Source organism: Hyalangium versicolor (genome assembly GCF_020103695.1).
Lineage (GTDB): Bacteria > Myxococcota > Myxococcia > Myxococcales > Myxococcaceae > Hyalangium > Hyalangium versicolor.
Genome location: NZ_JAHXBF010000011.1, coordinates 173,352 through 186,479, shown reverse-complemented (window position 1 = coordinate 186,479; position 13,128 = coordinate 173,352). Strand labels below are relative to the sequence as shown.

Sequence of the window (13,128 nt, the reverse complement as noted above, 5' to 3'; positions counted from 1 at the left end):
CGCCTGTATCCTGCCAATACGATCCCGGCTGAGCCGTGAGTGCTCATTGTATGCGTCGAGGCGCGCTTGATGTAGGGAGTGGAGAGAAACTCCTTCAAGCACAGCCAAGACAACGATGCACGACCCCGCTAGAAAGCTGACGAGCAGCAATTTCTTGCTCATGGACAAGTCCAATCATCGTTCTTCTGAGAACACGGTCTTCAATTTCTATGAGTCCACCTAGCGATTTTCGATTGCCTCCGGAGCAAAGTAGTCAGCGATCACCTCGATGAACGGTTTGGCCGCATCGACAGCGAAACCATGGCCACCGACTCCCTGAAAACGGAGTGCCAGGGTGAGAGGGGTTCCACTCACCGAAAATCCGATCACAAACAAGCTGTCATCGACAGGCCTCTTCCCTGAAGGACCGCATAGGTGATAGGCCTGCGGCGCGTCGCGATTGGGCAAGGTCCTCGCTGCATCATAGTTGTAGCAGATACGCTTATCGTCCTGAATGTCTCCCAGCGAGTCGATAGTACCCGTCTTGGCTCCGTGGAGAAGGATCCGTCCCTTCCAGTCCTGTGTGAACGGCTTCTTCAACTTCGCCGCGGTGGCATTCTCGCCAAAAACTACCTGGCATAATCCATCCGCAACGGTTCCCCCCGAGGAAGCACTGGAGCATGGAGGTGGCAGAGGTCTGCCACTGGCGGGAGCAGGGAACCATGAGGCAACCAGTTGGTAGCGGCCATCGCGGTTGGGTGAGTCGTAAATCAGGCGGTTGTAGGTGTCAGCCAACTGAAGAATGCTGGCGGCCTCGTGCTTTCCTGCGCCACGCAGGAACTGGAAGTATTCGCTGACAGGCTGGCGTCCGTCGCCTGAAGGACTGCCGTTGAAATCGAAACGCGAGTCCCCAAGCGAGACGAAACGTCGAAGCCCAGGCCGGGGATTTGTAACTGGCAGCGCTCGGGCGGCGCACAGGTCTCGCCAGACGCTCTCCCGCCTGCATCCCTCCTTGGACTCGCCGATACACAGCTCTCGACCCAGGAGCTTCTCGAGGTGGGCCCAGAATGGAGTCGCGCGGAGCGCGTTTTGATCAACAGTGCCAGCTGTCTTGGCCCCTCCTCCTCCAATGACTTCTTTCTCCCCATTGCGTACGCGCAGGTACTCGGTGAGCGGGTACCTGCCGACGCTCAGAGATGCCAGGTCGCTGGCCTTTCTCCATGTGCCTTCGTGGTCATCAGGCCCAAACCGGAACTGTCCTCGTGGTCCAAGGGCTGGGCCAATCAGCCCGAGCGCCGCCTGATACCAGTTGGGTGACCTGGCGAGGAAGTCCTGCAGCCGGATTTGACCCTTGCTTGGATTCCTGGGCCATATGGAAGAGGTCGGAGGGCAGTACCCCAGCACTGGAGCGAATCTATTGCTGTCGCTTCCGCAGGTGGGATGGTCCCTGGGGAAGTCCGACATTCGCAGCAACTTCAGCGTATCAGGGTCTGTCAATTCCGCAGCCCTTGCCACCAGTGGCTTGAGGGTCGAGCCAATAGCGATAGGCCGGGACCATTCCAGCTTCTCGGCGCTATCATCCTTGGGCGTGCGTGTCTTCTGCACCGGGTCGTAGTCATCAAGCAATTCACGCAGCCTGCTCTCAATCGGCGGCGTGCGCGGGGCATAAACAGTCGACTCACGCCCAGGGACAAACTCTCCTTGAGCAACAATCGCTCCAGTGCCGCCGTGTAGCAGTGCGAATGAGGCTGAGAGCGCTGGGTGCGCGTCGCCTTGCAATGCGCTGGGAGACAGGCTGACCATCTCGAGCAGGTGGCGGAGCCGGATCTCGAGTTCCGGTTGGATGGTCACCCTGCACTCCAGGACTCCATCATCATCGTTGGCGGTACAGACCGCAGGCGAGGCTTTGTCTGGCCGCAGCGGAGCGAGCAGGCCGCAATACTGATTGATGAACCGGCTCGTCTCTTGGATGCTGTTGTCTTTGTCGGACTCTGGCTTTACCAACCAGTCCAAGGAGCGGTTGTGTTCTAGGAGCGCCGTCTGTATCCAGCCATCCAGCCCCAATGCGTGTGCCGAGCCTGACCCTGACCAGCCCAGTTCTGGAACGAGGCCTCCATAAACATAAGCTCGGCGCCTCTCTTTTCCCTGGGTGATGACGTCGTCGGCCAGGAGCGTGTCGAGTTGGTTCTCGGGTGAGCCCCGCGGACGAAACATCCATGAACTGAGCCCCTTGGCATGCGGGGTGATCAGAATCGAGAGGTGCGTGAGATCGAACGGCTTCTTTGCCGAGGACTCGAGCGATTCGAACTTCCAGCGCCCTCCCTCGGAATCGACTTGCTGCATGTGCACCTCTGCTTGGCGTGAGAACACAAAGGCGCTGCGCTGATCATCCCTCTGCGCGGAGTGGGCTTGTGCAATGGGCAGCTGGATCGCCTGTACAATGTACCCGCCGTCTTGCTTTCTCAGGGAGAGTTCGACGTTGCCCGTCAAGACAACGCTCTCAGCGAAGTATATACCGGGACGTGTAGACTGCAGGTCCAGCCGCGAGGGCTTGGCACCCGGCCGCAGCCGTACGACGACATCACGAGAAAGCAGCTCGCCTACATCGCGCGACGCGTCGCCCATGGGTGCGCTGAGGAGTCGTACACGGCGCGCTACCAGCTGGTTTCGCGGGAGCGGGCCAAGGCGGCGTGCAATCTCCCGGTTGTTTTCATTGTCGTCGATAGAGCACTCTTGCTTGTAGACCCTCTGGGTATGATCGTAAGTATATTTCAGCTTGTAATCAGGCCAGCCGAACTTGAAGCTGACCTCGCAGGTCGACTCGTCGTCGCCATAGACTGCACGGAACTGCCATCGGGTGGAAATTCCGGCGGCCCGCTTGCACCCGTCAAGGGAGGTGCCAGGAGCTTCCCGGGAGGCTTGCGTGAGAAACTCCCTCACTTGCTCGGTGGGACCGGTCGAGGCCTGTGCATCCCACATGGCAAACAAGTCACCTCTGAACCGGACGAGAAATGGATCATCCGAGACTGGCAGGTTTGGAGGCGGCAGCGTCTTCAACTCATCGATGTCGGAGAATACTCTGGCATCGCAATGTATCTTGTCGACGAACTCAAGAACGTTCAGGAGCGGCTCGAAGCCTGGCCGGAACTTGTGCTTATTGTTCTCCAGTCGGTCGAAGGGCGCCTTGCGCTCCGCTGCGAAGCGGGCACCCTGCCAGTGAACGAAGAGGCCCCCGAGGCCCATGAGCGCCACGGTGAAAACCGCGGCTCCCGTTTGCCCCCCATCTTGTATGCCAGAGGGCGCCTTCTGCCCCTCTTCAGCAGGTTGGACGTCGATCCACGTGTAGCCAAAAAGAATGAGTGCGGCTACGGGCCAGAAGTCGCTTGGACTGTCTATCCCAAATCCAGGCCATGAGATGCCGGTCATGGGAAGGAGCCCAAGTGATGCGATGGGTTGGTACAGACCTACTGCCGCGAAGATGAATGCACCGATGCGCCGCCACCGCCCGCCCAGGGTCGCCGTATGCTTCCAACCGGCGCCGTTCAACCAGATGCCGCCTGCAATCACCAGCACCAAGAGTGAGAGGCGCACGACTCCCAGGGCTCCCATCTCCTTGAGGATGATCACTGCGAAGTAGTCGTTCTCGATGGAGCGCTTGACTCCACGATCGGCGATCTCCGCCCCGAAGTATCCCTGGCCATCCGCTAACAGTTCAGGGAGATTGCCCCTTGCGGTCTCATCGAACGCCGACAGGTTCAATTCAAAAGATTCATCATTGAAGAGCAGGGCGTAACTGGGATCGAGGATGGTACTGAGGCGCTGTGCATAGGGACTGCGCACCGAGCTGGAAAGTATCTCCTCGCGTATCTCAGGGGCCCATCGGATGATGGCGGTGGCAAAGGGGGGAACCAAGATCGCAAGAGCCAATACAGCGCTCGTGAATCTGAAGCTGCCCGTGTTGATCAATGCCCACACAAGCATGCCCAAGTACACGCTGCAGCCTGCCAGTATGAGCACGACAAGGGTCCGAGTGATGACACCTGGGGCGCCTGGCGCGCCGCCCTCGGCGTTACGGAAGCATAGGCATAAGCCGATCGTGCCCAGCACGGCGAGAGCGCACTCCCATAGGACGAAGCGGCGATAGAATACCCTGTTTTCCAGCGGAGCCTTTGTCTTCCAACCAATTCGGTCATGCAGGACCGCCACGGTCGCGGCCGTGAGGCCTGCGGCGCCAAACGTGACTGTGACGCCATTGTCGGCGATCATCCAGAGAGTGAGGAACATGCCACCGGCAACGAATACGATGTCCAGGTGCCAGTCTTTCAACCACCGGAGCAGGTACAGTCGGTTCAGCCATTGCACTCCAATGCTGCTCTCGACGACTCCTTCCCGGGCTGACTGACGCAACACCCAGTAGAGCGCGAAACTCATGCTCCAAGCGAGGAGGAGTTTTCTTGCTACAGGGTTGGAGAACGCAAGCATTGCGCCGGCAACTGCAAAGGTAATGATGAAGTAGGCAGATCGGCGCCTCCTCCTTTCGAGCAGGCCTTGAAGATCGGGCCAGAAGATGACGAACGTTGGCAGTGCCAGGCTTAAGAGCATCTGGAACACTGCGCCTCGGTTCATGTGCCCCAGAGGGGAGAGTGTTGTTCCAAGCCACACCATGCTCCCCCAGCCCAGGAGCGCGCCCAAGAGCATGCGCCACCGGTCCCTTCCGCTCAGGAGGGGCAGTCCTGGCCTGCCGGTGATCCGCGATGCGATAGCCGCCGCGCAGCCCGCGAGGGAGGCGCCTACAAGAATTACCAGAAGCTGGTTTTGCTCCACCAACCGTTGGGCCGCCGCACCTGCTTTGAGCATATCGAGGCGATGCGCCCAGAGGAGGCGCCACTGGAGAATCGCGGAGAGCGCCACGGAAGCGATCGCCACCCCATGAATCCAGACAAAGACGGCGGGGTGGTGGTCCACGGCAACCCAGAACAACAAGATCAGCAGGAGTACGGGTCCCAGGGTGAAGGCCGCAGTCCAAAGTGCGCGCAGTTTGACGGCGGTCACGTCCGGGACGAAGAAGCGAAGTTCCATCGCGAACGGAGGCGTCACTGGCAATACGCAGGCGAAGTCCGTACCCTCAGAGGTGAACTGCTCCTCCTCGACGAGGTTGAGATCACCGAAAAAAAAGCCGTTGTTGGGCGAGGGGTTGTTTTTTACCCACTGCGTGCATGCACTGAGCAGATTGGGCGGAGGAAAGACGAACCGGGCCTGTCCTGGTGGGGCGGGAACTTCCCAGATCCGCACACCAGGCAGAGCGTCGTGCGAACTTCCAACCTGGAGCAGATCCCCACGCGTGAGGTCGATATAATGCTGGCTCCAGGCACTACCGCGGCGGGTGTAGGGGCGTACCCTGATCGGCAGTTGCGACCAGTCACCAACCCTCCTTCGGTCCTGTGAGAGTTCAAAAGCAACGCGAGGCTCGCTTTCGTCACAGACAAAGACGAATGTCAGCAGCTTGTCGCGTGTATTGTGCGGCTTGTTGGAGCGAGGGGGAGTGTCGAGACAAAGGTTATCTGCGATCACAAGGCTGGAGGCTTCCTTGAGTGCTCGCTCCAATGCGCTGGGGCTCTCTGAATCTGTCCACACATTCACTGGGATGACGCGGCTTTGCTTCTGCCCGCCCCCCTGTACCGATGGAACTGCGCCAGGGGAGGGGTCTTCCATCGGATCTCGGTCGCCATGAGTAACTCGAAGGCTTCCGTCCTTCAGGGGACTCACGATGAAGACGTCACCACTGCGCGTGGACTCAATGAGCCCATACTCCTGGGGTAGCCGTAGGGATGAGGTCGGCGAGTACCCAAAAGATGCGCTGGGAGCACCTCCACCTGGTGTGGGCGCGGAGGGGAGAACCTGCACATAGCTCATGAGGATCCGCACGCGTCCGGCCGTCTGCTGTCCAGCGGTTTCCGGGCTGCTCTTGAGTATGAGTTCTACCTTGTCGCGGCCTTCCTGCGCGATTCCGACGCCAAAGGACCACCAGGAGCCGAGACCGAGCACGGCTACGAGGAGGAACAACCCCCAGATCCGCCAGATGGGTACGGACGTGCTGGTCGGCCACCGCAAGTGGGTGCCCCATACCAGCAGAATGAATCCTAGAACCCAAAGCAATTGTGAGATGGACGTTGGCATGCTCAGCGGGCCCTTATTGGCAGGAGCGAACCCAGTCCGCCGAAATGGTGTATCTGCTATTGGAGAACCCAGGCGTTGAGCATTTCACCGTGCTTTTCTGGAGAATCTTGCGCCGTTGGAGGTCCTGGATGGCTTCTAGCAACTCCTTGGAGCCTTCGCTGTTTGGCGAGCAGTGTGAGAGGAGTGAGTCCATGTTGCCGGGCAAGCCGATTCCACCGTCGAGCGAGCCTTGTGGCTGGCATAATTCATGCGCACATGCCTGGAGCAGGTGAGCATGGAGCATCTTTCCGGACTGCTCTGGGGAAAGCGCCGTGCAAGCGTGTTGCGTGGTGGCTTGTTGCTTCTGGGTTGACTCGGCTGGCTCGCTTTTATGCTCAAGCTCGTCAAGGAGGTCCAAGAGAGCGGTAGGGGAGGAGGCCGCCGGGATGCTGATGCTCCTCCAGCCCAGGAGTGTCTGTTCGTTCAGGAGCTTGCGGCGTTCCGCGAGCAGGGTGACGACTCTGCCGCTTCCTTCTGGCGGGCATTTCTTCAGGCTTGTCAAGAGTGACCCAAGATCAGTCTCGTCGTCCAGCGGCACCGTGCTCCTGCATTGCTGGTTGAGGTGATGCTTGATTGCGCAGAGCAGCGTGATCATCCCCCGAGTGCTTGTCGGACATTCTTCGTACGTAGCCGCCATTTTGGGGGGCGGTGGGGGCGGTGGTGGCCAAAGAATCAGAAAGGCCATGGCTGAGACGAGGAGAATGCCCAGGGCAAGCACGCCTGCGGCGAGCCCATATGAACTTTGCCATTCGATCCTCCTTTTGTCGCCATCATTGCGAGGGGCTGGCGGTATCATCTCCATACGCTGACGGAGGTCGCCCATCACCTTCGCGAAACCTTCCCCCATCTTTGCCACATCATCCCCAACGCGCTTGAGGCTGTTCGTGGCCCGTTGTCCCTCGGCTTTGACGTCTTGCTCCGTGGCAGAGAGATTGTCCTGAATCGTCTGGGAGTGCCGAGCAATCTGGTTCGCTGCTCCGAGGGCCTTCGAGAGCTGCTCCGCCACGTCGTTGAGCTGGCTGGCGGTGGTGTCCACTGATTGCGCGAATGCCTCGAGCTGCGGCTTCAATCGGACGGTGATCAGCCCATTCAATGTATCACTGATCCGGAGGTTCAGCTCGTCGAGGAACTGCCTCGTGGTCTCCTCCGCCGACTTTCGCGCATCGACTTCGATGCGGCGCCTCATACCTCGAGCATATTCGTCGGCGGCATCAGTGAGCCCTTCTAGCCTTTCCAGCATATGCTCGAGATGCTCGCTCATCTGGGCCAGTTGCTCCTCAGGCGTACGATCATCCTTCAGGCTGGGGAGGTCCTGCTTCTCGGCACTCATGGCTGTCCTCGGGTGAAGCATGGGCCGCTGCTGGAGGTGCGCTGCGGGGAGCAGCCGGTAGCTGGATGCCGCAGGGGTTCTCAGGACTTCAGCGGGTAGGTATTTGCAAAGAGAGTGACCGAGCTCATGCTTACGCGCGGCGCTCAAGTATGTGCTGGTTCCAAGCCGCGCGAGGTATCTGAGGGGCAGATCGCTACGTGCTGGATGATCCAGCCTCGCAAAATGATCCCCGATCACTCGGCAAGCCAGCACACGTGCGATAGGGTCTGCTTCCACGGGCCCCTTCTCGGTGACGAGGGCTCGGATGCCCCAGAGGTGGACGATGGATGTCCAGAGCCGTCGCGAGTCACCCCAGTCGAGCAGGCGGGCGTAGCGCTCAGCCAATGAGAAAGGTTGTCCGGAGGCTTGGAGTTTGAGCCCGAGAGTCTTCTCCAGGTACGCAGTGAGGAACTCTGGCCGGTTCCAGGCTCTCGTGACTTGTTCGACCTCCTCTATCAAGTCAACGGTCGGTATCGTTAGCGCTCGCGCCATGTAGTCCGCAAGAAACCAGACAAACTCAGGATAGTCTGACAGGTTGCGTGACGCCAATATGGGTTGAAGTACCCAGCTTTGGGCGAGGTAATGGCAAAGCGCATCTCTTCCAGGCCTCTGTGACTCTCGAGCAGTTGTTGGCAGGGAAGTCGTGATGAGCCCACCCCGTGGGGAGGTGCGCAGTGTGCGAGGCATCCGCGCAAAGAGCTCTCCGAAGTGCAGCATCAGACGAGGGTCTGCTGGGGACTCCGTGTCAAGAGGGCTTCCGAAGCATACCGCCTGCGCCCATTGGCGAATCGAGTCAGGGGTATTTCCGTGTGGCCCAAAGTCCGGTGCACTGCCGGGCCAGCGCCCTGAAGGTTCTACCTTGAGCGTGGTAGCAACCTGCAAGTTCGGATTCGCGGGATCGAAGCGCTGAGGGGGGGGCAGAATGTCTTGGCGGAGCAGATTGGGAAGCAGGTCTGCCCAGTCTGCCTCATCACCGGACTCAAGGCGGGCGACGACGCCGGCAAGTCCTCGGTAGGCGCGTTGCTCGCTCGGCGCATAATCCGAGAACGAGCGTAACCAGACGAGGGACGAAGGTGTGATACTCCATATCGCGAAGGGTTTGCCTCCGGCGCGCCGGTCAAACGCTTCTACTGCCAGGCGCAACTCTTGTGGCGGATTATGGGGGTGCCAGTGGAACTCCCACGCCTGATTGGACAGGGTCGGGTGTTTCTGGTTCCAGAAGTAGCGAAGGGATACCAGAGACATGCATCACCTGGAACCTCAACTCCCCGTAGAGAAGCCGATGGGTTGAGAGAAGTGGTCGGATTGCGATGCTGGAGAGGAGGAGCCGCCAGGGCCCAGCGGGTCCGGAGGAACGAAGGCCATCATTCTGTCCCAGTTGACCGGCCATATATTGGAGCCGATCCAGTCGAAGAAGACATCTCCATTCTCTACTCCGCTGAAGTCGCCGCCTCGTTCTTGATACTCGTAGATCAAGAACGTTGTCAGCTCCACGGCGTTGCCATCGACGTTGGCCTTGACGTCGATCAATGGGAGTGGTCTCTCTTCAGCCTCGGCGAGTCTGTGGATGCAGTCCTGTGCCTTTTTCTTCTGGCACTGCTTCCAGGTCGCCGCGGGGTCGGCGTCGTAATAGAGCGTGCGAATTCGACTGCGGTGAATACGTCTCTTCAGATTCCTCTCCCCGCATGCCTTGCTCACCTCGGCGGGCCTGATGATTCTGATGGAGTGTTCGGGGGGGAGGTCGCTTACAGGAGCAGGCGGGAGCTGATCGAGTTCCGCGGTTCTCTCTAGCTGTCCGCGCTGTTGCTCTGTGGGGTGTTCGCCTCCAGGTTCTCTGGATGGGTGCGTGGAGGGTTGGGAGGTGAGATGGGAAATGTTGCTCTTGGCGAGCTTCTTGACGACGCCGACGAAGGTGTCTTGGAGGCGGCGAATCCCCTCGAGCAGCCGGTTGCGGGGTATGACGATGAGGACATCGCTCGTTGTCTTGAGGGTGTAATGGACCACCTGGGAAAGACGTTCACGGAGCGAATTGCAGATTTCAACCTGGAGCGGGTCGAAGATCAGCGCCGGCAGGAAAGCGTAATGGGCGCCCCCTGGGAGGGTATGAAGTTCCTGGCGCCGCCTGACCAATGTCTGGATGAACGCAAGATGCTGGGCCAGATTGTCGATGAAGTGCTCACCAGCGAAGTCCCACAGGACGACTTCGATCGTGCCGGATTCAGCCAAGGCGTTTCGTGTCGTCTGCCAGACTCGGACGATGGTGGCCGTGGCCGATAACAGAAATGTCGTGAGCAACCACCAATGTCCCATGGGCGTGGGCTTGAACAGGGGCAGGAGATAGACAGCGAGCGCGGCATGTACCGCCAGGATGGCTCCTATTCCGAGGGTAATGCTCCTGAAAAAGCCGCTACGCCGGGAGAAAATCTTGAGTCCAGCCCAAAAGTTGGCGTCGAGGACTTTTTCGGCCAACCGGCCGGCGTCCTCTTGGAGCACGTAATGGACGACCTCGGTAGCCGTGGTGGCAAACATTCTGTAGTCGAGTTTCTGCGTGTTTTCCCAGAGATCACCATTGAAGTTCGTCTCCGCCGCCGACAACCCCTGGATCGGCTTCATTTCAAGGGTGCGCGCGACATGTGCGAGAAACTGTGTTTTGCCAGATTCCTTGGCACCGAGGATGAGCACGTCCACTACTGCTTTGACGTTGTCTCCTCCGCGGGGAATCGTGAGGCTGTCCAGCCCCTTTATTTCGATGTGGCTTAAATCGGGTGCTGAGGGAACGAACAGGGTCTGGCGATTTTGCATGTCCCAGGCTTTCTAGGGAAATGGCGTCTAGATGTGCTCAGCGCTTCACGTAAGCCCCGGAGATGGCTCCGCCGTCTTCCCATTGATTTCCACGAGGACGCGAATCCGATGGACCGCCGGTTTGATGCTGGATTTCGAAACCTTCACTCGAACAGGAGGATGTGGTCGATCCACTTGTCTTCGGAGGCTTCAGGGTCCTTGTGCTCCGCCAACCAGCGCTGGCGCACGTCTCGCAGAGCGATGGCGGGGGGCTTTCCCTGATACATCTCTTCCCGCACGGCATTCACGACTGTGTTGACTGCTGTGTCATTGAGCACCACCGTGGCGGCCAGTACTCCCCGGGCCCCTTTGCGGAGGAGCATCGCAGGGATGCTGACGGCCTCGTGGGAGATGGGAGAGGTATGACCGCCTTCGCATGCGGCGATCACCACGAACGGCGCGCGCTTCAGGTTCGCCATCTGCCGGAGGCGAGCGACCGTGAGCCGATCCTCCCCAGTGGGCTCCGGGGCGAGCACCAAGAAGGAGGAATTGGAGGCCTGAGCCTTGTCCCCGTGTGTGACGAGATCGATCTCGGTGGCATCCACCATCGCCTGAAGCACGCGTGTAGGCGTTGCGTCCCATCCTTGCAGGAAGATGCGTTTCTGGCCCACTCCAGAAGCAGGAGTCCATCTCAGTTGCTCGCGCTTCTGGCCCTCCACCTGCTGATACTTCACATCGGACACGATGAGATGCTGCCCAGGGCCCGAATCGGGCTGCAAGGTCACGGCCCGCATGTGGTAACTCCAAGCCATTTCAGGTGGCAGGACGTTTCGCCGGTCGTAGAGCGGCGGGCGGGTGATCACCTCGATTTGTGTACAGCCGCGCAGCATCGCGAGTGCTTCGCCGGGGAGTATTCCCGTCATGTCCTGTGGGAGGCGTTGGCTGCGGTTGCCCTCGAAGCGGCCCCAGGTCTCACCCGAGGCGCCTCGGACAATCAGCAGGCTGCGCTCTCTCTCCTCCGTGAGTGCCACAGCGCACCGGGCGGGAGTCGAGAAGCCTTGTTCCTGGGCGAACAGCTCCAGCGCGGCTGGGAAGTCCTGGAGCCGGCCTTGGTCGAGGATGAGCTCGTGATAGCTGCCGGCCAGGGCTCGCTGAAGGTCCTGGTCGAGCTCCAGCTCTTGAGGTGAACGCTTCTGCATGTCGCGCAGGGTGTCCTGCAGAGAGGTGCGCCCAGACTCGCGCTGAAGAGCGAGGTAGAACCGTCCCAAGGCATGCTGCCAGAGGGCCTGCTGGCCCGGAGAGGCATTGGCCCGGTGTACCTCCATGGCGCGGAGGAAGGCGGCCTCATCCCCTGCATCAGGCAAATGCCGGGCGATGTCAGCCAGATCCATTGCACCGGCGAGGGTCAGGGGCTCGCCCGTCGCGAGTGCGAGGTTGAGTTCTTGCCGCGCGCTGGCGAAGTCGAGTTCCTGCAGCGCCAGGTTCATGAGGGTCTGGTGGATATGGTGCTGGCTGGGTTTGTCGTCCCGGGCTCTCTGCACCGCTTCCTCCAGGTATGCGCGAGCAACCGGGACATCATTCCTGAGCTTGGCGATCTGCGCGATCAGCTCGATGAGCTGCAGCCCCTTGCCATGCTCGTTGAATCCGAATGCAAGTGTCAGCCCCTTTTCGGCATGCGTTTGAGCTACATCCAGCTCGGAGAGGCTGCTCTGGATGATGGCCATGTCGAACTCCGCATCCATGCAGCGATACGGGATGGTTCCCTTCGCGCAGAAATCGAGCGCCTGGGTCAACGCCCGCTGCGCCCCGCGGAGATCACCCTGGGCGCGAGCGGCCGCCGCCCGGCGTTGCCCCAGCATCACGTCGAACCAGGGGTCCCTCAACTTTGCAACGCGCTCCTCGAGCACCTGGAGGCTCTGGCGCTCCTGGGGCAGGAGGATCGCCGCGCCGATGGCGAGGTCATCCTCCTGGCAGCTGAGCAAGGCCGCTGCGGTCTGCTGGAGCTGCGGCGTCATGCCCGTGCCCTGGCGGATTGCCTTCCAGAGAGTCTTGTATTGTTGCGCGAGGGGGGCCCTCTTCTTGAATTCACGCGCGGCGACGCCCTCCGTGTAGCGGCTCAGGACGCCTGAGGGATCCAGCACGCTCGCGAGTGGCAGCAGTGCTTGCACATCCTGGACGGACTGCCGAGTCCGGACAGCCTCGTAGAAGAAGAGCCTGGCGATGGCTGAGTTGGCCAGGTTCAGGTCGGGCGGCGGTAGGACCCTCGCGTCGATCAGGGCATCCCCTGCGGCGAGGACCTTCTTCCAGCGCGACTGGACCTCGAAGTTCGGAGCCAGGCGCGCGACATGCCGCTGCGCTTCCAAGGCCCATCCGGAGCCCGTGGGTTCGAGTTGAGAGACCGCTTCATACTCACGGCTGGCGGAGAGTGTCAGTCCGAGCCCTTCGAGCGCCTTGGCGCGGTTCCAGTGCGCCTGTGGGTGCGTGGACCTCTGCCTCAGCACCTGCGCGAGCAGCGGGAGCGCCTCCTGGAACCGACCCTGGGCAACATAGATGGCGGCCAGGGTGTTCCAATAGTCCTCGGATTCAGCGATGAGGCCATCCTTGCGAGCGGTTGTCAGCCGGGTCTCGGCCTCGCCGGCCTTCCCCCAGAGCAGGAGGGCTGTCGAGATCTCGAGGGGGTCATTCCGCTGAAGCAGCTGGGCGAATTCCTTGTATGGGAATGGCTCGGTGGGGGCAGGTGGTCCCATCTGCCGTGCACCGATGCGGAACCGGTCGGCCTCGGG

Annotated in this window: 4 protein-coding genes; all 4 read right to left on the bottom strand. The window is 60.5% G+C overall.

The window, feature by feature from the left end:
• Positions 1-219 precede the first annotated feature (219 nt).
• The 4 genes from KY501_RS23590 to KY501_RS23575 all read right to left on the bottom strand — a co-directional run bounded on the left by KY501_RS23590 (position 220) and on the right by KY501_RS23575 (position 13,092).
• Positions 220-5,583, bottom strand: a complete 5,364-nt coding sequence (locus tag KY501_RS23590) for an MFS transporter (protein ID WP_224365502.1) — start codon at positions 5,581-5,583, stop codon at positions 220-222.
• 586 nt (positions 5,584-6,169) lie between these two features.
• Positions 6,170-7,525: a methyl-accepting chemotaxis protein gene (locus KY501_RS23585; protein ID WP_224365501.1), complete on the bottom strand. Its 1,356-nt coding sequence runs from the start codon at positions 7,523-7,525 to the stop codon at positions 6,170-6,172.
• 1,299 nt (positions 7,526-8,824) lie between these two features.
• Positions 8,825-10,366: a hypothetical protein gene (locus KY501_RS23580; RefSeq protein ID WP_224365500.1), complete on the bottom strand. Its 1,542-nt coding sequence runs from the start codon at positions 10,364-10,366 to the stop codon at positions 8,825-8,827.
• Positions 10,367-10,509: 143 nt separating this feature from the next.
• Complete coding sequence (locus KY501_RS23575) at positions 10,510-13,092, bottom strand: CHAT domain-containing protein (protein WP_224365668.1); 2,583 nt, start codon at positions 13,090-13,092, stop codon at positions 10,510-10,512.
• Positions 13,093-13,128: the final 36 nt, after the last annotated feature.